Origin of the sequence: Dokdonia sp. PRO95, from assembly GCF_000355805.1 — a bacterium.
Classification (GTDB): domain Bacteria; phylum Bacteroidota; class Bacteroidia; order Flavobacteriales; family Flavobacteriaceae; genus Dokdonia.
Genome location: NZ_CM001837.1, coordinates 2,606,179 through 2,628,721, shown reverse-complemented (window position 1 = coordinate 2,628,721; position 22,543 = coordinate 2,606,179). Strand labels below are relative to the sequence as shown.

The following is a 22,543-nucleotide window of genomic DNA, read 5'->3' as shown; positions in this document are numbered from 1 at the left end:
ATAGACTTAATCCTTTCAGGGGAGTGCTTTTGTACATTTGAGTAAATACTCTGAGATGATTAAACTTACCGACGAAAATTTTAGACATAGAGATTTAAACTGGCTTAGTTTTAACGAGCGTGTACTTCAAGAAGCCGAAGATGTAGAGAATAATCCGCTGTATGAGCGTCTCAAATTTCTAGCGATATACTCGACTAATCTAGATGAGTTTTTTAGAGTTCGCGTGTCACAATTGCGCCAACTCAAAAGAGTAAAAAAAGAAATTAGAAAGCAATTATCCCTTAAACCTAATAAGATTGTTAAGGAGATCAAAGCAACGGTGCATGAGCAACAGCAACGTTTTGGCCACACTTTTAGAAAAGTGATTATCCCAGAGCTAGAAAAGCACCATATCCACATCCTTACCTCAAAAACCTATACAGACAAGCACAAAATTCTTGCAGATGGCTGGTACGCTTCTACCATAAGAGAGCATATTGATATTAAAAAGGTTGATATTGGAGCAAAGAATGATATCTTTCTAGAAGACCAATCACTATACTTTTACGTTCTCTTTAAGGACAACTCAAAGGTGGGATTTGTAACAATCCCTACTCATAAAGTAGATCGCTTTGTACATCTACTCAAGGAAAGTGGAGAGCATTATCTTACTTTTATAGACGATATTATCCACTATAAAATGGACACAATTTTCCCTAATGAGGAAATACGTGGCATTTTTGAAGTAAAGATATCTAGAGATGCAGAGTTATATCTAGATGATGAGCTAGATGGTATTCTTGCAGACCGTATTTATGAGTCTTTAAAGAGACGACACAAAGGGCAACCTACGAGGTTACTTTATGATGCATCTATGGATAAAGATGATGCAAAGAAATTACGAAAACTCTTGCGTGTAGGTAAGGTAGACATGATGCCAGGCGGTCGCTATCACAACTTTAATGACTTTTTTGCTTTTCCCGATCCTACCGAAAATCCTGATTTACATTTTAAAAAAAAGCCATTAATAAAACATAATGCTCTAGAAAATGCTACAGATTACTTTAAGGTATTAAGAGACAGAAATCATCTGGTGCATTTTCCGTTTATGTCATTTAATTATGTGGAGCGTTTTATAGAGCAAGCCTCAGAAGATAAAGATGTAACAGAAATAAAGATTTCCCTATATCGGGTAGCAAGTGAGTCTCCACTTACTTCGGCGCTACTTAAGGCATTAGATAATGGTAAAAAGGTGTTCATCTTTATAGAAGCAAAAGCTCGTTTTGACGAAGAGAATAACATTACTTGGGGACGCACTTTTGAAGAGAAAGGAGCTACCGTTATTTATAGCTACCCGCGTATCAAGGTACATTCTAAAATATTACTTGTAAAGCGCAAAGAGGAAGGAAAAAACCGTCGATACATCTATATAGGTACTGGTAACTTTAATGCAAAAACCTCAAAAATCTATGCAGATCATGGCTTCTTTTCGGCAGATAAGAAACTGGGCAAGGAATTAAACCGAGTCTTTAAAGTACTAGAAGGAGACCTCATTGTACCTCGTAACAAGCATTTGCTTGTCTCTCCTTTTACAACACGACGCACTTTTGAAAAGCTCATTAATGATGAGATTGATTTTGCTCAGTCTGGCAAACATGCAGAGATAAAAATAAAAATGAATAGTCTTGAGGATAAGGATATGATTAAATTACTCTACAAAGCAAGTCAAGCTGGAGTAAAAATCACAATGCTTGTGCGCGGCTTTTCGGCGCTTATTCCTGGAGTAAAAGGCCTAAGTGAGAATATCTACATGACCTCAATTTTAGATAGATATCTGGAGCATGGCCGTATTTACTGGTTTAATCATGATGGTGACGAGCAACTATTTATGGGAAGTGCAGACTGGATGACAAGAAATCTAGATAGACGTATTGAAGTTCTTGTGCCCATTACAGATGCTGATTGTCGTAAAGAGTTGATGGAGATTTTTAACATTCAGCTTTCAGATAATGTAAAGGCTCGTATTCAAAATAAAGAAGAGAATAACGCTTTCGCGAAAGCAGAAAAAGAAACACCAAAAATTAGATCACAATATGCTATTTTTGACTATCTAAAAGCGAAGCACAATTAAGCATATGACTACAGTACGAATAGGTGGAGTACCAGAACATTTTAACCTTCCTTGGCATCTTGCAATAGAAGATGAAATGTTTAAAGAACAGGGAGTAGATGTACAGTGGATAGATTTTCCAGAAGGTACAGGTGCTATGAATAAAGCTTTGCGTGATAACGAGATTGATCTAGCAGTTATTTTAACTGGCGGGATCATTAAGGATATCGCAAATGGTAATCCATCAAAGATTTTACAAATATTTGTCTCTTCTCCACTACAATGGGGGGTGCATGTTGCTGGTAATAGCACCTTACAATCCATAGAAGAACTTGAGAACAAAGTATGTGCAATAAGCCGCTATGGCTCTGGATCTCACGTAATGGCTCACGTTCAAGCAGAGCAAAGAGGCTGGAATACAGACGAGCTCAAATTTGAAGTAATAAACACCTTAGATGGCGCTATTACAGCACTTACAGAAGGTACTGCAGATTATTTCATGTGGGAACACTTTACTACAAAACCTATTGTAGATAAAGGAGTGTTCAAAAGACTGGGTGATTTTCCTACACCTTGGAGTTGCTTTGTAATCGCAGGTAGAGAAGATTTTGTTTCTGAAAACAATGATGCTATCAAAGTCGTACTAGAAACTATTAATACAGTATCTGCAGATTTTAAAAATATACCTTCCATAGACCGCACACTTGCAAATAGATATGAGCAGCAGCTAGAAGATATTCAAAAATGGCTCACAATGACCACTTGGTCCCAAGATCAGATTACAGACAAGGAAATTGTGCGTATTCAATCAAGACTATCAGATTTAAAAATGATAGATAATCAGCTTGATGCGAGTCTTTTCAAGAAATCTCTCTAATTTTATTAAGTACGCACGCAACCTTTCCCATTGATATGTATCTATAGGTAACAAACTACTTATTTTTTTTAATGACCATTTTTTTTATTGTGATGGCAATCCTAATTGCTATCAATTTCCTGCTATTGCAATTTTCATGCAATGAAGTTGCAGAACCTGAAGCAGAGGAAGAAGAATAATATTCAACCTTTAAAGTAAACGGCGCTGAAAGCTAATTCAAATTTTCGGCGTCGTTTTTTTTATGTCTTGTTTTACCAGTTTATTGGCGCTTCTCCTTTGCTCAGTAAAATCTCATTTACCTTACTAAAATGCTTATTACCGAACCAGTAACCACGGTTTGCGCTTAGTGGTGATGGATGTCCAGAGAGTAGGATAAAATGTTTTGACGCATCTATCTTTCTACCTTTCTTTTTGGCAAATCCTCCCCAGAGTAAGAAAATGATGTTTTCACGCTTTCGCGAAAGCGTATCTATCACCACATCTGTAAACTGCTCCCAGCCTTGCTTTTGATGAGATCCTGCTTCGCCTGCTCTTACTGTAAGCGTTGCATTGAGAAGTAAAACTCCTTGTGCTGCCCATCTATCTAGATTACCAGATACTGGTGTAGGTGGTCCCATATCTGTTTCTAGCTCCTTAAAGATATTTTTAAGTGATGGAGGATGCGCTACGCCATCTTGCACAGAAAAGCAAAGTCCGTTAGCCTGTCCAGCTCCGTGATAAGGATCTTGACCTATAATCACGACTTTTACCTTATCAAAAGGGCAATGATCAAAGGCAGAAAAAATCTCCCCAGCCGGCGGATAGCACGTGTGTGTAGCATACTCCTCCTTTACAAATCTGGTAAGCGATTTAAAATAAGGCTTCTCAAATTCGGCAGTGAGTTCTTGCTTCCAGCTGTCTTCTATATTTACGTGCATAATCCGTATTTTTGTATAAGAGTTTGTCATTGCTATTAGACAACTCAAAGCTAGAGAAAAAAGAAATAATTACAGAGCCGTTGTGGTTCTATTACGCTTTCGCGAAAGCGAGATCCCTATGATAAAAATCAATAAAAAGACACTTCAAGACTTAGAATTTGATATTGTTTGTGAGCAGGTTTCTGAGCGTTGTACGACAGAAAAAGGTAAAGCAAAAGCGCTCACCATAGAGCCCTACCCTACACCTAAGCAAGCGCTTTTTGGCCTTCATCAGACTAATGAGTATCTGTCTTCTAGAACGGCAGATAGTGCGATACCTAATCACGGCTTTGATAGTCTTGACCACGAGTTAAAATACCTAGCCATAGAAGATAGTACCCTTGAGAAGGGGAGTTTTAAAAAACTATCTAGCATCTCTGAAACGGTAAATATTCACCTCAAGTTTTTTAAAAAGTTTGAAGAACTCTACCCTACGCTTTATAATACAGTAAGGGAAACAGAGTATACCACAGCGATTATAGATGCTGTCACAAGAATTATAGATAAATATGGTGAGGTGCGCGATGATGCAACACCTACCCTAGGCACTTTACGCCGAGCGATTAACCAAACTAAGGGTCGTATAAACTCAAGCTTCTCTAGCGCACTAGGGCAGTATGCTGGTTATGGCTATCTAGATGACATACGCGAGACTATAGTAGATAATGTGCGTGTACTTGCTGTAACTGCGATGCATAGACGTAAGGTAAAAGGTTCTATTATGGGTAGCTCAAAGACGGGGAGCATCACTTATATACAACCAGAAGCTACGCTACAGGCGCAGCGCGAACTTAACAATCTTATTTTTGAGGAAGATGAGGAGGTAAAACGTATTCTTAAAGAACTTACTAATGCGATGCGTCCTTTCATCCCACTATTTGAGGAGTATCAAGAGCTACTGAGCGACATAGATGTAATTGCCGCAAAAATGAAGTATGCCGAAAAGCTGAATGGCTTACTTCCTAAAATTACTACAGATAGAGAACTTACCATAAAAGATGCCTATCACCCGCTACTTCTTCTTAATAACAATGCAAAAAATGAGAAGACGTATCCGCAAGATATACACCTAGATCAAGGGAGTCGCATTATTGTGATTTCTGGGCCTAATGCCGGCGGTAAGAGTATCACTTTAAAAACCGTAGGGCTGTTGCAAGTAATGCTACAAAGTGGTATGCTTATTCCGGTACACGAGTATTCTAGAATGTGCCTGTTTAATAAGATTCTTACAGATATAGGTGATAACCAGAGTATAGAAAATCACTTAAGTACCTATAGCTACCGCCTTAAAAATATGAACTACTTCCTTAAGAAGTGTGATAAAAACACGCTTATTCTTATAGATGAGTTTGGTACGGGATCAGATCCTGAGCTGGGTGGTGCGCTGGCAGAGACGTTTCTTGAGGTCTTTCACGAGCGTGAGGCCTTTGGTATTATCACAACGCACTATGCAAATCTCAAGATGATGGCAAACGAGACGCCAGAGATTGTAAATGCAAATATGCTTTTTGATGCACGCACACTGGAGCCACTATTTAAGCTACATATGGGAGAAGCGGGAAGCTCTTTTACCTTTGAGGTGGCACAAAAAAATGGCATCCCCTACTCGCTTATAAACCGCTCTAAGAAAAAGGTAGAGCGTGGAAAAATACGTTTTGACAAGAGTATTGCAAACCTACAAAAGGAGCGCAGCAAACTTTCAAAAACTACTAGTTCGCTTAAAGCGAAAGAACAACAAGCCGTAAAAGAAAAAGCTCAACTCGCCGAAATAAACGAGAAGGTACAAAGCAAACTAGAGGCTTACCAAGAACTGTATGACAGCAACCAGCGCTTGATTTACTTAGGTACAAAGCTAGATGGCATAAGCAAGAAATTCTATCACGATAAGAAAAAACGCGAACTCGTAGCCGAGTTTATGAAAATCGTACAGATAGAAAATAGTAAGCGTAAAAAACAAAGTGCAAAACAAGCCAAAGCAGAAAAAGCCAAAGCAATCGCCACAAAAAAAGAAGCCGAAAAGCACGTAAAAGTTATACGTGAGAAAAAGAAAGAGGCTAAGAAAGCAGCACCAGAGGTTGTAAAACCAAAGGTTATTTTAAGAGAAGGAGATCGCGTGCGTATGTTTGATGGTAAGGCTGTGGGAGTGATAGATAGTATAGAAAAAGGCAAAGCCACCGTAGATTACGGGATGTTTACCACAAATGTTTCTCTAGAACAACTAGAGCTCGTACAACGCAAAAAGAAGAATGCTAAGTAATAGCCTATCATTAGTATGACTAAAAAAATCATCCTTTTTGACGGAGTTTGCAATTTATGCAACGGGGCCATCACCTTTATCATACAGCGTGATAAGAAGGATCTATTTAGATATGCTCCATTGCAAAGCGAGATAGGAAAAGAACTTGCTTCAAAACATCATATAGATCTTGATAAGATAGACTCTATCATTTTAGTGACTGAAGACAAAGCCTATGCAAAATCTACGGCGGCGCTTCACATTGCAAAGCAATTATCTGCGGGCTGGCCTTTGCTTGCAGTGTTTTTAATTCTTCCGAGATTCTTGCGTGATGGGGTTTATGATTTTATTGCCCGTAATCGCTATAAATGGTTTGGCAAAAAAGAAGCCTGTATGATCCCTACTCCAGAGCTTAAGAGTAAGTTTCTGGATTATGAACAGCCCAAATAGCTAGTTTACTCATTGAGATAACTCACTCACTCAATACCTATTTTATTTTCATAGGTGTGCTTATAGATTTGACCAACTATAAAAATCACACCAATGAAAAGAACTACATTATTACTCGCCTTATGTTTGATGAGTTACGCTTTCGCGAAAGCGTCTTCTACCCCACCACAAACTAAAAGTACTAACCTATCTAAAGTAACTGTCTACCTAAGTGGCGCACAAATAGAACGTACTACTGAAGTTATGGTTATGGAGGGAACAAATAGCTTTCTATTTGATAATCTCTCAAACGATATTGATGAAAGTAGCATCCAGATTTCTGGCTTAAAAGACGCCTCGATACTCTCTATTAATTTCGGGATTAACTATCTCACAGAACAACTCAATACAAAGAAAGTAGACAGTTTACGAAGTTTAAAAACTAAACTTGAGACAGATATCCTCAAGCTTAATAGTCTTATGAGTGGTTTACATAAAGAAGAAGAAGTAATTACTTCAAACCAACGACTAGGTAGCAACACCACAGAAATAGATCTAGCTAAAATCAAGGAGCTATCTACTTACTACAGAAAACGCGTAACTGAAATTAAAAATGGAATTCTAGATGCCGAAATTGAAAAAACAACCTTACAACGTCGTGTAAATGACCTTACGAAGCAATTTAACGAACTAAACGTCACAGAAGAAAAAAGCAAAGGTCAGATTACACTTAAACTTAACGGTGAACAGCAAGAGACTTTGAACCTTAAAATCACCTATAATGTAAGCGAAGCAGGCTGGTATCCAGAATATGACTTAAAAGCAATTGCTACCGATGCACCTTTACAATTATCATACAAAGCCCATTTATATCAAAAAACAGGAATAGAATGGGATGATGTCAACCTTGTATTATCAACAGGAGATCCTAATACAAACAACCTTAAGCCAACTATTGACACAAAATACTTACGTTTTGTAAATCGTAATTACCGTAACAATAGTAATGCTACAAAGGCATACAACTATAAATACAACCCTACTATTAAAACCATCACAGGAATAGTTACTGAAGATAATGGACCGTTACCTGGCGCAAATGTTATAGTAAAAGGAACAACAAACGGGACGCAAACTGACTTTGATGGAAAATACACTCTTCAAGTAAATGAAGGAGAAACGCTAGCGTTTTCTTTTGTAGGCTTTAAAACTAAGGAAATTCCTATTCACGCTAGTATTATTAATGCAAACTTAGAAATAGATAATGCACTTGAAGAGGTGGTAATTACTGCTTATGGTACATCTGGGTCTCTAAGGGGGCAATCACCAAAACCTGCAAAGAAAGAAGATTATACACTTAATGATATTCTTTCAGGTAAAGCGTCGGGTGTAGCAATAAATAACACATCAGGATTGGCTGGTGGCTCGACAAATGTTGTTATAAGAGGCTATTCGTCAATAAATTCAAGTAATCCACCGTTATTTATTATTGATGGAATTCCATATAGTTCTCAAAAATCAATTAGGGAAATCAATGAAATTGATGCTAGTAACATAAAAAATATAGACGTACTCAAAGGTCTAAGCGCTACATCGATTTATGGTGCTAAGGCGAGAAATGGAGTAGTAATTATTAAAACCAAGAATGGATTTGAAAGTTCAAAACTAACAGCCACAGGAGACACCAAAACAGAAGGAATAACCACCACAACTTTTGAAATCAATAAAAAATACTCAATTGACTCCGATGGAGATGTGACCGTAATAGAAATTGATAAGTTTGAAGTACCAGCAACCTATGAATATTTTGTCGCTCCAGCTATAAATGAGAATGTATTTCTTACAGCTTCAATAAAAGACTGGGTGCGTTATAGTTTACTTCCTGGAGAAGCAAATATTTACTTTGAAGGTAGTTTTTCTGGTAAGACGTATATCAATCCGCTAGAGACTACAGAGGAGTTATCTGTATCACTTGGCGTAGATCCTAATATCGTCGTAAAGCGTAAACAGCTAGATAATTTTAAGTCGACTTCTTTTATAGGTTCGCAACGTATTGTTGATATGGCATACTCAACAACAGTGAGAAATAATAAAAATACACCTATCAACCTAAAAATGGTAGATCGCGTTCCTGTATCTCAAAACAAGGAAATCAAAGTAGATGATATCGAAACCGCAGATGCGGCTTACGATAAAGACACAGGTTTGCTCGAATGGACTATAAACCTTGCTCCATCAGATAGCTCTAAAAAGGAATTCAGTTACGAACTAAAATATCCTAAACATAAAAGAGTAAATCTTTAGTAATTATAAAAATACGTACCTCTCAGATATAATAGACTGCTAAATGTATAATTCATCTCACCTTTTCGCGAAAGCGTAAACACCTATAAACACTGTACGTAACAAGGTTTTTCTATTTCTGGCACGCTGATTGCAAACTAACTAGCAAGCGTACACCGAAAGACGGTAACGTATCAACCCTAATACTTTTATATTATGAAAAAGCTATTAATCGCAGTATTGTTTCTAGGAGGAATGACTGCACAAGCAAACACAGTGACAGATCTCGATCACACTACAGAAAGAGGGCCACGTTACAATGTACCACAGTCTATCACATTTACTGAGCGAGGTATCACCTTTGAGGTATATACAAATGGACAGTTTGATTTTACACAACGTGGTAATAGATATCAAACTCGCACACAAGGGCGCAGAGGTTTTAATCAAGGTACGCCAGGACACGCCTACGGTGTAACATATCCTTACAGAAATAACACTTTTGTAAAGTATAACCGTCAAGGTGAAATTTATAAAGTAGGTCGTAATCTCATAGATTACAACCGTCGTGGTAAAGTAAGACAGATAGGTTCTGTTGCCTTAAGATATACAAATGGTCGTCTAGATCGTGTAGGAGATATGAAAGTGATTTATAATAGAAGAGGTCGTATTGTAGATCTTGTAGATTATAACTACCGTATACACAGAGCACAGCGTGCAAACGGAAGAAATATAAAGATTAAGAAGAATAAAAAAATACGTGTACGAGGATAAATGTTAATCCTCAAATACTAACGATAACTTTGGTTGGTTTGTTAAAGCCTCGATTTACAATTGTAAATCGGGGTTTTTCTATGTTATTAAGTAAAATTTCTATCTTTTAAACACATTACCAAGCAAGCTATCGATCGCGTTATTAATATCTAAAGAAAGTTCAAGCTTATAAGAAAGTATGAGGTATATACTTCCCAACATAGTGCCTTTTACAACAATTGCCACTAGCGGATTAAAAGAAAAATCCCAAAAGTAAAATCCACAAAACAAGGTAGCAATCACTCCACAGGTTAATAGCGACTTTTTAGAAAATGGTTGCATTTTAAATTTGGCTTGCACCACAAGTAATTTGGCAAGCGAGTAGCCTACCGTTGCGATAAGCGTTGCCACACCAGCACCATTTATACCCAGTGTGGGAATCAACACCATATTTAAAATTACTGCTACAATTACCGCCATAACACCTATTGCCAGTACAATACGATAATAATCACTATTAAATACAATAGCATTATTTATACCGAGACAGTTATCTAAAAGTTTTGAAGCACTTATACAAAGTACTACATAAATTGCCGTCGCATAAGCTGGACCTACAATGAGATAAAGGCTTTTAATGTTGCAGCAAATCAGTAAAAATAACAAGCCAGAAATCACTAATAAACTCAGGCTACTTTTCTTGTAAAGAATGCGCATATCCTCCCACTGTTTATTATTGAGCATCCCTGCCACCATCGGGTATGTAATCTGGTGCATTGCCCTCGCAGGCACACCTATCACCGTTGCGATGTAGATAGCAACTGCATAGTAAGCTACATTTTCTATCGCCACATATTTACCTATCATAAACTTGTCTATATCGATAAGCAAAGTCGCCCACAGAACCCGCAATTATGATAAGCGTGGAGTACTTTATAATAGCGGTGCGCTGTCTATCAAGTTTTGAGGGATTACGCTTTTGCGAAAGCGTAAAAACAGGCTTTCGTTGTCCAAAGGCATAGAGCAGCATCACAATCATTCTCACTACATAGATTGCAACCGTAAGCACTAGAAAAGTATCCACATTTATGATAGAAAAAGCCAGTAACACAAGAAGTAAGGTCACGCCCAAACGATGAAAAACCTCCTTTAAAAAATTACCGAACGTACTTTTGAGCTGCACTTTAGACCAAGAGAAAAATATCTCAAAATAAGCCGACGACAAGGCGATAATGAAGATATACCACACGTAGCCAGAAACAATCTCATTTTTTGACGAAAGGAAATCTGCAATTTGTTGATGTAAGAAATACGTGATTCCAGTAATGGGAATAATTAAAAATAGTGGTAAAACCAGCATCCAACTTAAAAAACGATCTTGATCTTCTCCCTCAAAAGATGAGTAAAACTTCACTATCGTGTTTTGAACCCCAAAAGCCAGAAAAGGCACTAAAATAAAAGCCGTAGAAAGAATAAAACTCACTAACCCATAATAGGTGTCGCTCATAAAATTTACGTACAAAAACAGTGTATTTACGGCACCTAGACCAAAACCTAAGTAGGTTGTGATAAGATTCTGAAAAGATTGTTTTAATACGATTCCCACAGTTTTCTTTTATAGTTGCGCTATTAAATAACTCAGTTGTGCTGTGAGCTCTCTCCTGTGGTATTTGGCTACTTCGGTTGTATTACTTTCATACTTGTAGTCACCAGTAAATAACGCTTCAATTACTGATTTCAACTTTTTCTCTTGACTGTAATTTACAAAACTACCTGTTGCTGTTTTTTCAATAATAGCTCCTATATCTGCTCCCTTTGGACCTATAGCAACTATTGGTCGCTGTGCGCTTAGGTATTCAAAAAGTTTTCCGGCTATGATGCCTTTCGTCTTTTCGGCGTTAATTTCTATGAGGAGCAAGGCATTTGCTTGTTCTTGTAATCGCTGTGCTTCTTGGTGACTTACATAACCTACAAGGTTCAATTGTGACTCTAGACCTGCTGCCGTTATTGTGTCAATGATTTCTTGACTTACTTTCCCTACAAGCTGTATTTCTAACGCTTTAGAAAAGGCTGGTAACTCATCACATAATGCTCTCAACACCTTCCACAACAACTGCGGATTACGGTCTGAGAGTAAAGAACCTATGTGAGATAGTACAAACCGCTCTGTAGGTTGATGCGGAGTGATTACTCTATCGTCAAACCCATTTGTGATAACGGTAATAGGTCTTTCGGTAATCGCTTGAAATTCTCTTTTTGTTCCTGGGCTGGTTACAATGATATGATCTGCAGTGGTGAGTACTTGCTTTTCTAACTGCTTGTGACGCGCTTTTGTTTTGGCGGTCATTAGGAGTTTGTCGTGATACCCAATAGTCGTCCACGGATCTCTAAAATCGGCTAACCAAGTTAGGTTGGGTTTCCAGCTTTTAAGTTGGTTGCCTATGAGATGTAGACTGTGCGGAGGTCCTGTAGTGATGATTTTTTCAATATCGTTTTCTTCGACGTACTTTTTCAAGTACTCCACAGAAGGTGCTACCCACCCTACTCTTGCGTCTGGCACAAAGAAGTTTCCACGCACGTAGAGCATCGCTTTTTGTAACAAGCTCTGCTTTCCTTCCTTAGGTAAAATGCCCGATGAGATGGTTTTAGTTTGCTTTCGCGAAAGCGTACTCGCCCACCCATACGGCTCTTTAATAGGTTGTTTAATCACAGTCACCTTATCTGAAACCTCAGCAACCAATGAATCATCTATGATAGGGTAACTAGGATTTTCTGGAACGTAAACAATAGGTTCTATGCCAAATTCTGGCAGGTACTTTGTAAACTTGAGCCATCGTTGCACACCAGGACCACCAGCGGGTGGCCAATAATATGCGATGATGAGTACCTTGTTATTCATTAAGCCTGTGCGTCTGTATCACGGTTTTTTACCGTATAGAATATTCCGCCCGCAACTAGTAAGAAAAGTAATAAACTACTGCCTAGCATAATCATCCCTCCGGTTTTTACCACTTGTGGCTCAAAAGTCATCACCACTTCGTGAGCGCCTGCAGGCACCTTTATACCTCTCAAGGCATAGTTTACTGGTAAAATGGTAGTTTCTACACCATCTACGGTTGCAGTCCATCCATTTTTGTAATAGTTCTCTGCAAAGACCATAAAGCCATCGCTTCCATTTTCTACTTGGTACACGAGTTTGTTAGGTTGTACCTCTTTAGTTTGTACCACAGCTGTGCTATCTCTACGAGGCTGGAATTTTCCTAGTTCCTCACGATATTCTTCACGGATGAGTACTGTATTTTTTGTGTCTACTTTTGTGAGACCATCAAACTCTGCATTATAATCTGGCACGTACTGTATCTCATTTACAAGCCAAGCTGGACCGTTTGCTTCTGGGTTTTTGCTTATCCCCATACCCTGCTCACTATCTTGAAGGATGTATTTTACATTGTACATATTAAGCACCTCAGCATTACCCTGAGCAATCTGCTGATTGTATAAATCATCAATCGTACGCGGTTGTACAGCTGAATAACCGTTAAGCGAATTGAAATAGTATGAAGTATGGCTATTATTAAATCCTCGAGCAAGATCAATCACGCGGAAGTAGCTATCATCCTTTCTGATTTCTTCATCTATGGGAGTAATCTGAAAGTTTTGATCATACTGTCGCTGAGTGATAAAGTTTTCTTCATTTACAGAACGTCTATCTACACCTACGAGGTCAAAAACTATGAGCGCACCAATGGTGATTATTGCAATGTTTTCTGAAATCTTTTTCTTAAGCGTTAACCACAAAGCGGTCCCTATAAAAAGCACAAATAGTAAAGACCTCAACACATCACTTTTTAATACAGCGAGGCGATCTTCTTTTATGGCATTTAATATTTCTGGTTGCTCGATGGCCATCTGTCCTTCAGCGGCAGAGCGTAGGTTAAATAAGCTTCCGCTAAAAAGGTAGAGTATCACAAAAAGACCTGCTAGCGAACCTATAGCGATGAGTAACTTCTTTTGCTTTTCGGCTTGATCTACTCGGTCGTTTAAAAACCTATGTAAACCTACCATTGCAGCGATAGGTAATAGTAATTCTAAAATCACCTGTATACTCGTAACCGCCCTAAACTTATTGTATAACGGAATGTAGTCAATAAAGAAACGTGTAATTCCTTCTACGTTCTTTCCCCAACTCAGTACTAAGGAAACAATCATACCTGCTAGTAACCACCAGCGCAATCTTCCATTTACTAGAAACAGTCCTAATAATGCAAGTGCAAAAACGGTTACACCGAGATATGGAGGAGCTTCTACAAAGGGTTGTTCTCCCCAGTACAATCTCGTTCCTTGGGCATAGTAACTTACTTCATTAGGAGGAACTCCTAACTCGCTTAACTTTTTCGCGAAAGCGGAATCACGACCCAAATCGGCAGCAGTACCAGTTCCCATAAAATCTGAAGCGATGAGATTGAGAGACTCTAGCTTACCATAACTCCACTGCGTGATATAATCAAAACCAAGACCGTCTTCTACTGCGTCTTTGGCTAGGTCATCTTTTAATAATTGCTCGCCACGTATACTTGTCTCTGCATACTCTGCAGTAGCAAGTAAGGTGGTTGCGTTTGTAGCGAGACCTAATAGTACAGCAATTACTAGTATTCCCGAAGCTTTAAAGAAATGTGGAAGTTGTTTTTTCTTGATAGCATCTATGAGGTATGCAATCCCTAAAATCACACAAAGCAACCCTAGATAATAGGTCATCTGGTAGTGATTAGCCTGTATTTCTAGCCCCATTGCAACGGCAGTGAGTAAAAATCCCCAGAGATATCGTTTCTGATACGTGAGTATAATACCCGCAAGTACGAGCGGAAAATAACCTATGGCGTGCACCTTTGAATTATGCCCTACGCCTATAATGATAATGAGATAGGTAGACAGGCCAAAGGCAAGCGCACCAACTACAGCAAGCTTCCAAGGAACGCGCATCACAAGCATTAACGCATAAAAAGAAATAAAATATAGAAAAAGATAATCTGCTGGGCGTGGTAAAAAACGAATCACACGGTCCAACTTATCCATCATATCATACTCAAACCTCGCTCCCATCTGGTAGGTAGGCATCCCTCCAAAGGCACTATTAGTCCAGTAGGTCTCCTCACCCGTCTCTGCTCTAAAATCACGATGTTGCTTTGCCATCCCTTCATAGAGCTTGATATCATTTTGATAAATGCGCTTTCCAGATAACACCGGATTGAAGTAAACCAGCGCCACGACTATAAAGCCAAGTACAACTAGAATATGCGGAAGGAGTTTTTTAAAATCGATGTTCATAGGTGTTATGTCAATAGTCGTTAGTCACCGAGCTTCCCGTTCTTGAAGGGTGACTCTGTTTTAATTTCTCACCGAGCTTTCCCCGTCCCTAAAGGGTGGCTCGGTTTATTCATTATAATTTTCACTCCCTTTAGGGCTGGGGAAATAAAAATTTTATTTCAAAGCTGCTACTAGCTCATCTATGTTTACAGTCTCTTGTGAGCCTTCTGCCATATTTTTGAGCGTGTATTGTTTTGCATCCATCTCTTCTTTTCCAGCTAGTACTAAAAAAGGAATATTACGACGATTTGCATACGTCATTTGCTTTTTCATTTGCTTATTGCTAGTCACAGCATCTGGATATAACTCGGCTGAGATTCCTGATTGGCGTAGCTTGCTTATCGCTTGCATTGCATAACCCGCTTCTTGATCCCCAAAGTTTACAAAAAACACTTTTACACCTTCTGTCGCCTCTTCTGGAAATAAGCCTAGCTCTTCTATTACAAGGTAAATACGGTCAAGACCAAAAGAGATTCCTACACCACTCATATCCTTAAGCCCAAAAATACCTGTAAGATCTGCATAGCGACCACCGCCACCTATACTTCCCATCTTTACACCTTCTGGAGCACTTACTTCAAAAATAGCTCCCGTGTAATAATTGAGTCCGCGAGCTAGGGTTACGTCTAGTTGTAGTGTTGCGGTTTGTAAACCTAAGTTCTCAATGGCATCATTGATAAATAGCAGTTCGTTAATTCCCTCCATTCCCATCTCAGAATCTGCGAGCAAGGTTTTAAGTGTTGCTAGCTGATCACCAAAAGTGCCAGATAGTGTAAACAACGGTGCTACCTTCTCTATCGCCTCTTGAGTAATGCCTTTGGCAAGCATTTCTTTAGTCACGCCCTCTTCTCCTATTTTGTCAAGCTTATCTAGCGCTACGGTAAAATCTATGAGTTTATCACTCGCGCCTATCACCTCTGCAATACCAGAAAGTACCTTGCGATTATTCATCTTGATAGTCACTCCCTCTAGCTTTAACGCGCTAAAAACAGCATCGTACAACTGTACAAACTCTACTTCTTGCCATAGAGAATCACTTCCTACCACATCTGCATCACACTGATAGAACTCGCGGAAACGTCCCTTCTGTGGGCGGTCTGCTCTCCATACGGGTTGCATCTGAAAACGCTTAAATGGAAATACAATATCATTTTGATGTTGTACTACGTACCTCGCAAAAGGTACCGTAAGATCGTAACGAAGTGCTTTTTCTGAGATTTGTGGTGTGAGTGCTGTTGAGTCCGCTTTCGCGAAAGCGTCATCCTTCACCTTACGTAAATAGTCACCACTATTAAGAATCTTAAATATCAAGCGATCACCTTCTTCTCCGTACTTTCCCATCAATGTGCTACTGTTTTCAAAACTAGGCGTCTCGATAGGCTGAAAACCAAAACGCTGAAACTGCGTGCGTATGGTGTTCATAATATAGCTGCGCTTTGCAACTTCTTCTGGTGAAAAATCTCTGGTTCCTTTAGGTATAGAAGGTTTTGTACTCATATTATATGTTAGACGTTAATCCTTTACGTTTATATTTTGGTAATCTGGTAATTGATTCTATTTGAATATCACCTTACACTTTACTTATTATAGAGGTTATTGCTCTTGCTTTCATCCACGACTCTCTCTTCATAGAGAAATACTGTTGCATTCACTTTTACTAATTGTACATCCTCAATTATTCACGTAATAAGTGCCTCTTAGTAAACTTATCGATTCTCCTTTTGTTTTGTTGTTGTAATAGTGATGGATAAAGGTTCATCAAAATATTTATAATAAAAATCATAGAACCAAAGACAATATTAATCTTCAGACTATAATAGAAGCAAAAAAAAAGCACAAAAATAAATGCCATTAAATGACTAATTTCTGCTCTTGTCATTTCTTCTCTTATTTCGAAAAAATCAGTTTTACTATTTTTAATCTTTATTTTTTGATTAAAAAATTTAAAGAAAGTATTTTCAATAACCCACTTGATATTTTTAATTCCAATTTTTCTATTAATTTTTTCACTTGTAATAAAATTGAGATTTGATAATTTCGAATAAAACCTTGTTTTCATAAGGATTAAGTTCACTATCATACCTACAATCCAGGATAAAAAAGCAATAGACACTCCAAAACTAATTCCCAGTATTATGTCTCTCATTATTCTCATGGAGAAAAGCAATCTTATTATTGCTTTCGCGAAAATGTGATAAACATCCACCAAAAGCTATTTTAAATTAATCATTGCTGAGAAGATGTTTACCGTCAAATCTCTGCAAATCCACTACCAACATTACCAAACGGCATTGCACAAATATCTTAAAAAATGAGGGGTTGCGAGCAAGATTTTGAAACTTTGACAAGACTTCTTATTTCATTATCTTCTTCTCATGTGAGTCGCTACGCAAAAACAGTGCTCTATAGCCCCGATTGTAGTGTAAATCCCGCAAGCAATGGCGTGGCCATGCTGAGGAATTGCAACGGAAAGCGGGAAGAAACGATCGCAAATACACACTACCGTTTATGCTCCTTATGGCTAAAACTGAAAAGAATCTAGAAATAATGGTAACGTTTTGACTACTTGATAGTCTTATTGTAAATTGTTCCAACCAATTCTGATCTAAAAATATGTTTTCACTCTTCCGCGAGAATCTTCGTATTGCCTTTGATAGTATCAAAAGTCAGCTCCTTAGAACTGTCTTAACCGTTTTTATTATTGCAATAGGAATTACGGCTTTAGTAGGTATACTTAGCCTTGTAAAGGCGCTTGAGAATACAATAAGCTCAGATTTTGCAAGTATGGGAAGTAATACCTTTAACCTGCAACGTTATGAGTTTACCTCTAGACGCTCTGATGAGAAGCAAGTCATTAACCCGATTATAGGCTATCGTCAAGTAAAAGAATTTACAGAACAATATAACTACCCTACTGCGCTTACGGCTATCTCTTTTCAAGGAACGCGTAGTGCTGAGGTGAAGTACGAAAGTGACAAAACAGATCCAGAAGCAAGTGTGGTAGGTGTGAATGAAAACTTTTTAAACAACTCTGGACTCAAACTAGAAAAAGGAAGAAACTTTACCTCTTTCGATATCGATAACAACACACGAGTGTGTATACTAGGAAGTGATTTTTATAAGAATATCTTTAAGGATGATAACCCTATAGGGAAAACCATAAGTATACGTGGTACCAAATTTAACGTAATCGGGATGCTAGAGGAAAAGGGTGCCACCTTTGGGAACAATCAAGATTTACGAGTACTTATCCCTATACAAGTAGCACGAACTATGTTTACGCAAGCTAATATCAACTATAATGTAAGTGTAATGGTAGAAGACACAGAACTTCTAGACAGCGCTGAAGAAGAAGCCATTCTCACTTTTAGAAACATACGTGGTCTCTCACCTGTAGAGGATAATAACTTTGGTATAGGCCGTAGCGATGACTTGATTAATCAGATTAGTGAGATTACTGGTGTACTAGGTGTTGCCGCCTGGGTAATTAGTATTATCACCATTTTTGGCTCATGTATCGCCCTTATGAATATTATGCTCGTTTCTGTAACAGAGCGTACAAGAGAGATAGGTGTGAGAAAAGCACTTGGCGCTAAAAAATCTGTAATTGCTGCTCAGTTTCTATATGAAGCAATTATCGTTGGACAACTAGGCGGACTTCTAGGAATCATACTTGGTATAAGTATAGGAGCACTAATAGCCTCTGTTGCTGGATTTGTATTTACAACCCCTTGGGGAGCAATCATTGCGGCGACAATTATAACTTTTGTCATTGCTATTCTATCCGGATTATTTCCTGCTATAAAAGCTGCTAAGCTTGACCCAGTAGAGTCATTGCGTTATGAGTAGTGCGTAGTAATTATCTAGATAATTTTATTCTTACAATCTGCAATTATTTATCAAAAGGCTATATTCGTATGACCTAACGATTCATGTATGCAACCCATTCATATTTTACTTCTCATTGGAGGATACTTTGGTGTCTTAATGCTTATAAGTTACCTTACAAGTAGAGGAGATTCTAACACAGATTTTTTTAAAGCTGGAAAGCAATCCCCTTGGTACCTTGTTGCTTTTGGGATGATAGGAGCTTCACTATCTGGAGTTACTTTTATATCTGTACCTGGATGGATTGAGGCATCAAGCTTTAGTTACTTTCAAGTCGTACTTGGTTACACTGTGGGTTATGCAGTCATAAGTCTTGTACTCCTACCACTCTACTATAAACTGAATCTTACTTCTATTTATACTTATCTTGAAGGAAGATTTGGTTCTTATTCTTATAAAACAGGAGCTTCTTTTTTCTTATTGAGCAGAATTATAGGCGCAAGTTTTAGATTGTATTTAGTAGCAAACGTGTTGCAACTACTCGTTTTTGATGAGATGGGTGTACCGTTTTTTGTAACCGTAACGATTACTATACTTTTAATTTGGCTATATACGTTTAAAGCAGGTATCAAAACTATTGTGTGGACAGATACCTTGCAAACACTCTTTATGCTTATCGCAGTAGGTGTGGCTATTTACTTTGTAAGTGACCAGATGGGACTAAGTACAAGTGCCTTAGTCAATCTTATTTCTGAAAGTGATATGAGTCAGATATTCTTTTTTGACGACTGGAAAAGTGGTGACTTCTTTGTAAAGCAATTTTTATCTGGAGCTTTTATTTCTATTGTAATGACAGGGCTAGATCAAGATATGATGCAAAAAAACCTTACTTGTCGTAATCTAGGTGATGCTCAAAAAAATATGTTTTGGTTTACTATCGTACTTACCATTGTAAATCTTGTATTCTTAGCACTAGGATTATTACTCACTGTATATGCTTCTCAAAATGGAATCGATGCTCACAAAGACCAACTCTTCCCTACAATTGCTGTAAATAGCGGCTTGGGAATAGGACTCGCTATTGTTTTCTTACTGGGATTAATTGCAGCTGCATATTCAAGTGCAGATAGCGCACTTACATCACTTACCACGTCTTTTAGTATAGACATACTAGACATCGAAAAAAAATATGATGCCGTAAAGCAAGTAGCAGTGCGCAAACGCATCCACATTGTAATGTCGCTTTTACTCATTGCCGTGATCATCATATTTAAATACGTAATTGCAGATGCTACAGTAATCGCAAAACTATTTACGTTTGCTGGATATACATATGGACCTCTCTTAGGCCTGTATGCTTACGGACTCTTTACAAAATGGAATGTAAAAGACAAGTTTGTCCCAGTAGTTGCCATTGCATCGCCTATTCTTGCATACATCATAAGTACGCTTTCGGCAGGTGTGGGATTTGAATTTGGGTTCTTTATATTAATCTTAAACGGTGCTTTGACCTTTTTAGGATTATTATTTATAAGAAAGTAGTTTATTACGATTTCGCGAAAGCGTACGTATAAAAACGAGAAAAATTTAATACTGGTCTGTGGCTAGTAATACTAGTGTACAAGCAACATCAACTTCGATATTGTGCTCTTGTAACTTTTTATAAAGAACAGGATTTTCTGTTCCTGGGTTAAAGATGACACGCTTAGGAGCCAGGTTAATTATGAAGTCATAATAAGCCTCTTGCCGCTGCGGATTAAGATATAGTGTAATAGTATCTAAATCTTCTTTAAGCTCATCTACTGCCTCTAAGGCTTGATCGAAAGTGATAATCCCTATATCACCTACCTTTCCTCCTCTTAAACCAACCGCAATAACGGGATGATTCTGAGCATTGAGACGTATGATTGCTCTATGTGAATATCTCTGTGGCTTCAATGAAGCGCCTATAACCATGGTTGCTTTTAACATAAGGTAAAGTTAAATAATAATTGTGGTGTAACGTTGACTCTTTTAAACCGTCTATAGGGTAAGTTAACTTATTTGTTAGGAACGTTTTTAATTCGTTTTGATGGTTAGTGTTTATTAAAAACGATACCTAACAAAGAAATCCCGAGAACTCGAGTCTCGGGATTTTGTTTTTTATGGCTTTTCAGGCCAAATACATCCTCCTTGGTTAAAATATTGTTAATTCAATCCTTGCCTTGAAACTTTGCTCACTTTTTCTCGTCTATAAGTATATACTGTAGTCTCAACACTAGAACTAGTATTTGGTTTTATAAATTATTTGAATTAGCCTTTAAAATATTTTAAACCTGTTTTCTAAAGAGTCTATTAGGTTTTAAAAGGTTTCTGCTAGCGCAGAAACCTTTTTTTTATGCGTGTTGTTTTCTATAAACACTAGGTAAACTCCATTTCCTTACTACAGCAAGGGTTCTTATAAGAATAGTGATACTACCTGCAACAAGCATAGCATAAACTTTAGGCATGCCGTAGGTTTCAAGTGACAAGTAGATACTTCCTCCTAGTATACATACAGTGGCATATATCTCTTTATGGAAAATCACAGGAATTTCATTACATAATATATCACGCAATACACCACCAAAACATGCAGAAATAGTACCTAGCACTACACAGATTACGGGATGTAACCCTGCTGCACTTGCAATTTGTACTCCAGCCATTGTGTATAAAGCAATACCAATGGTATCAAACAAGAACAAAGAACGTCTCACATACTTAAGCTGACTTCTAAAAATAATTGCTACAATAGTAGCAGCAAAAATCACGTATACAAACGTCATGTTAAGCATCCAGCTCACAGGGGTTTTCCCTATGAGTATATCTCTCAAGGTACCTCCCCCTACAGAGGTGACTAGTGCTATAATAAGAATTCCGAAGACATCCATCTTTTTACGCATGGCCGTGAGCGCTCCGGATATCGCAAAAGAGATCGTACCTAGAATATCAATAATTGTAGTAATCTCCATTATTGCTGTGTGTAGTAGTTATAATCTGCAAGGACACGCTCTACAAATTGAATATTATTCTCGTCTGGAGTAGTTACATCCATTTTCTCCCTGAGCCTATCTGCTAGTTTTACAATCACATTGTGATTACCATTGCGCTTAGCATTTAAAAATAGTGTTTTAATAAGCTGTACATCTTTATCATTAAAAACGGTCACTTGAGGATAGGTAGGCACGTAATCTACGGGAATATCTACTATGAGACTATCAGAAAGACTTACACGTTTCTTTTCTGTTATTACGGTAGTACCTGCTGCCATATCTCCTAAGCGCTGCCCTTTCTCGCTTATAAGTATACTTACCACGGCAATTCCCCCAGAGGAACCCGCAATATCGATAATGCGCATAATCCATCGTACAAAGTAGCTTCCAAAACCTGGTTTTGAACCATCTAGCTTGACTACTCTAATTTTCATGGCTGCTTTACCTGGTGTTTTTCCGTCCCAGAATGTTTCAAAAAGAATGTAATAAAGAAAAATAGGTAAGCCCAAGACTAAGTAGTAAGCCCATATATCACCCATAGACTGTGAGTCTAACCCAAATTGTGCAATCAAAAACAAAGAAAGAATCCAATAAGCAATCAAAATTACACCATCGATTAGATATGCAAGAATGCGATCGCCTATACTCGCAACATTCTGATAAATACTTACATTTTGGGCGGTTTCTATTTGAAAGTTATCCATATATTCTTTT

At 37.9% G+C, this 22,543-nt stretch carries 18 protein-coding genes; 8 read left to right on the top strand and 10 right to left on the bottom strand.

The genetic code is table 11. The annotated features are described in order from the left end of the window. Positions 1 to 55: 55 nt before the first annotated feature. Both ppk1 and D017_RS11840 read left to right on the top strand, forming a co-directional pair. The gene (gene ppk1 / locus D017_RS11845) at positions 56 to 2,110 is read left to right on the top strand and encodes a polyphosphate kinase 1 (RefSeq protein ID WP_035336722.1); all 2,055 of its coding nucleotides are present in this window, start codon (positions 56 to 58) and stop codon (positions 2,108 to 2,110) included. Between the two features lie 4 nt (positions 2,111 to 2,114). Next, entirely contained in the window at positions 2,115 to 2,966 is an 852-nt protein-coding gene (locus D017_RS11840) for a substrate-binding domain-containing protein (protein WP_035336719.1), read from the top strand. A gap of 251 nt (positions 2,967 to 3,217) precedes the next feature. On the opposite strand, the gene D017_RS11835 is transcribed toward D017_RS11840, so the two are convergent. Continuing rightward, complete coding sequence (locus D017_RS11835) at positions 3,218 to 3,883, bottom strand: uracil-DNA glycosylase (RefSeq protein ID WP_035336717.1); 666 nt, start codon at positions 3,881 to 3,883, stop codon at positions 3,218 to 3,220. A gap of 118 nt (positions 3,884 to 4,001) precedes the next feature. Here D017_RS11835 and D017_RS11830 point away from each other — a divergent pair, with 118 nt between their 5' ends. The 4 genes from D017_RS11830 (at position 4,002) to D017_RS11815 (ending at position 9,644) form a co-directional block, all read left to right on the top strand. Further along, on the top strand, positions 4,002 to 6,179 hold the full coding sequence (locus D017_RS11830; protein ID WP_035336716.1) for a DNA mismatch repair protein MutS: 2,178 nt from the start codon (positions 4,002 to 4,004) through the stop codon (positions 6,177 to 6,179). Positions 6,180 to 6,194: 15 nt separating this feature from the next. Then, positions 6,195 to 6,608: a thiol-disulfide oxidoreductase DCC family protein gene (locus D017_RS11825; RefSeq protein ID WP_035336715.1), complete on the top strand. Its 414-nt coding sequence runs from the start codon at positions 6,195 to 6,197 to the stop codon at positions 6,606 to 6,608. Between the two features lie 93 nt (positions 6,609 to 6,701). Further along, on the top strand, positions 6,702 to 8,891 hold the full coding sequence (locus D017_RS11820; protein ID WP_035336714.1) for a DUF4139 domain-containing protein: 2,190 nt from the start codon (positions 6,702 to 6,704) through the stop codon (positions 8,889 to 8,891). A gap of 195 nt (positions 8,892 to 9,086) precedes the next feature. Continuing rightward, positions 9,087 to 9,644 carry a hypothetical protein gene (locus D017_RS11815; protein ID WP_035336713.1) on the top strand — a complete coding sequence of 186 codons (558 nt, stop codon included), beginning with the start codon at positions 9,087 to 9,089 and terminating at the stop codon, positions 9,642 to 9,644. 99 nt (positions 9,645 to 9,743) lie between these two features. Here D017_RS11815 and D017_RS15590 read toward each other — a convergent pair whose 3' ends face one another. The 6 genes from D017_RS15590 to D017_RS11790 all read right to left on the bottom strand — a co-directional run bounded on the left by D017_RS15590 (position 9,744) and on the right by D017_RS11790 (position 17,046). Next, entirely contained in the window at positions 9,744 to 10,490 is a 747-nt protein-coding gene (locus tag D017_RS15590; protein ID WP_343215424.1) for a polysaccharide biosynthesis C-terminal domain-containing protein, read from the bottom strand. Continuing rightward, entirely contained in the window at positions 10,480 to 11,229 is a 750-nt protein-coding gene (locus D017_RS15585; RefSeq protein ID WP_343215423.1) for an oligosaccharide flippase family protein, read from the bottom strand. The genes D017_RS15590 and D017_RS15585 overlap by 11 nt, the downstream gene beginning before the upstream one ends. 9 nt (positions 11,230 to 11,238) lie before the next feature. Next, positions 11,239 to 12,522, bottom strand: a complete 1,284-nt coding sequence (locus tag D017_RS11805) for a glycosyltransferase (RefSeq protein ID WP_035336711.1) — start codon at positions 12,520 to 12,522, stop codon at positions 11,239 to 11,241. Continuing rightward, entirely contained in the window at positions 12,522 to 14,948 is a 2,427-nt protein-coding gene (locus D017_RS11800) for a YfhO family protein (protein ID WP_035336710.1), read from the bottom strand. The genes D017_RS11805 and D017_RS11800 overlap by 1 nt, the downstream gene beginning before the upstream one ends. A 153-nt stretch (positions 14,949 to 15,101) precedes the next feature. Then, positions 15,102 to 16,484 carry a histidine--tRNA ligase gene (gene hisS / locus D017_RS11795; RefSeq protein WP_035336708.1) on the bottom strand — a complete coding sequence of 461 codons (1,383 nt, stop codon included), beginning with the start codon at positions 16,482 to 16,484 and terminating at the stop codon, positions 15,102 to 15,104. Positions 16,485 to 16,662: 178 nt separating this feature from the next. Then, complete coding sequence (locus D017_RS11790; protein ID WP_225969303.1) at positions 16,663 to 17,046, bottom strand: hypothetical protein; 384 nt, start codon at positions 17,044 to 17,046, stop codon at positions 16,663 to 16,665. 554 nt (positions 17,047 to 17,600) lie between these two features. Between D017_RS11790 and D017_RS11785 the strand changes: the two genes are divergently transcribed. Together D017_RS11785 and D017_RS11780 are read left to right on the top strand one after the other, a co-directional pair. Further along, complete coding sequence (locus tag D017_RS11785; RefSeq protein WP_035336706.1) at positions 17,601 to 18,836, top strand: ABC transporter permease; 1,236 nt, start codon at positions 17,601 to 17,603, stop codon at positions 18,834 to 18,836. An 87-nt stretch (positions 18,837 to 18,923) separates the two neighbouring features. Then, on the top strand, positions 18,924 to 20,357 hold the full coding sequence (locus tag D017_RS11780) for a sodium:solute symporter (RefSeq protein ID WP_035336704.1): 1,434 nt from the start codon (positions 18,924 to 18,926) through the stop codon (positions 20,355 to 20,357). Between the two features lie 45 nt (positions 20,358 to 20,402). Here D017_RS11780 and D017_RS11775 read toward each other — a convergent pair whose 3' ends face one another. The 3 genes from D017_RS11775 to D017_RS11765 all read right to left on the bottom strand — a co-directional run bounded on the left by D017_RS11775 (position 20,403) and on the right by D017_RS11765 (position 22,533). Further along, the gene (locus D017_RS11775) at positions 20,403 to 20,786 is read right to left on the bottom strand and encodes a CoA-binding protein (RefSeq protein WP_035336702.1); all 384 of its coding nucleotides are present in this window, start codon (positions 20,784 to 20,786) and stop codon (positions 20,403 to 20,405) included. A gap of 404 nt (positions 20,787 to 21,190) precedes the next feature. Beyond that, entirely contained in the window at positions 21,191 to 21,808 is a 618-nt protein-coding gene (locus D017_RS11770; protein WP_035336699.1) for a trimeric intracellular cation channel family protein, read from the bottom strand. Beyond that, positions 21,808 to 22,533 carry an RDD family protein gene (locus D017_RS11765; protein ID WP_035336698.1) on the bottom strand — a complete coding sequence of 242 codons (726 nt, stop codon included), beginning with the start codon at positions 22,531 to 22,533 and terminating at the stop codon, positions 21,808 to 21,810. The genes D017_RS11770 and D017_RS11765 overlap by 1 nt, the downstream gene beginning before the upstream one ends. Positions 22,534 to 22,543 lie beyond the last annotated feature (10 nt).

Bases quoted from the DNA above. Each gene is read 5' to 3' on its own strand.
- ppk1 (WP_035336722.1), top strand. From the start codon at position 56: ATGATTAAACTTACCGACGAAAATTTTAGACATAGAGATTTAAACTGG.
- D017_RS11840 (WP_035336719.1), top strand. From the start codon at position 2,115: ATGACTACAGTACGAATAGGTGGAGTACCAGAACATTTTAACCTTCCT.
- D017_RS11835 (WP_035336717.1), bottom strand. From the start codon at position 3,883: ATGCACGTAAATATAGAAGACAGCTGGAAGCAAGAACTCACTGCCGAA.
- D017_RS11830 (WP_035336716.1), top strand. From the start codon at position 4,002: ATGATAAAAATCAATAAAAAGACACTTCAAGACTTAGAATTTGATATT.
- D017_RS11825 (WP_035336715.1), top strand. From the start codon at position 6,195: ATGACTAAAAAAATCATCCTTTTTGACGGAGTTTGCAATTTATGCAAC.
- D017_RS11820 (WP_035336714.1), top strand. From the start codon at position 6,702: ATGAAAAGAACTACATTATTACTCGCCTTATGTTTGATGAGTTACGCT.
- D017_RS11815 (WP_035336713.1), top strand. From the start codon at position 9,087: ATGAAAAAGCTATTAATCGCAGTATTGTTTCTAGGAGGAATGACTGCA.
- D017_RS15590 (WP_343215424.1), bottom strand. From the start codon at position 10,490: ATGATAGGTAAATATGTGGCGATAGAAAATGTAGCTTACTATGCAGTT.
- D017_RS11805 (WP_035336711.1), bottom strand. From the start codon at position 12,522: ATGAATAACAAGGTACTCATCATCGCATATTATTGGCCACCCGCTGGT.
- D017_RS11800 (WP_035336710.1), bottom strand. From the start codon at position 14,948: ATGAACATCGATTTTAAAAAACTCCTTCCGCATATTCTAGTTGTACTT.
- hisS (WP_035336708.1), bottom strand. From the start codon at position 16,484: ATGAGTACAAAACCTTCTATACCTAAAGGAACCAGAGATTTTTCACCA.
- D017_RS11790 (WP_225969303.1), bottom strand. From the start codon at position 17,046: ATGAAAACAAGGTTTTATTCGAAATTATCAAATCTCAATTTTATTACA.
- D017_RS11785 (WP_035336706.1), top strand. From the start codon at position 17,601: ATGTTTTCACTCTTCCGCGAGAATCTTCGTATTGCCTTTGATAGTATC.
- D017_RS11780 (WP_035336704.1), top strand. From the start codon at position 18,924: ATGCAACCCATTCATATTTTACTTCTCATTGGAGGATACTTTGGTGTC.
- D017_RS11775 (WP_035336702.1), bottom strand. From the start codon at position 20,786: ATGTTAAAAGCAACCATGGTTATAGGCGCTTCATTGAAGCCACAGAGA.
- D017_RS11770 (WP_035336699.1), bottom strand. From the start codon at position 21,808: ATGGAGATTACTACAATTATTGATATTCTAGGTACGATCTCTTTTGCG.
- D017_RS11765 (WP_035336698.1), bottom strand. From the start codon at position 22,533: ATGGATAACTTTCAAATAGAAACCGCCCAAAATGTAAGTATTTATCAG.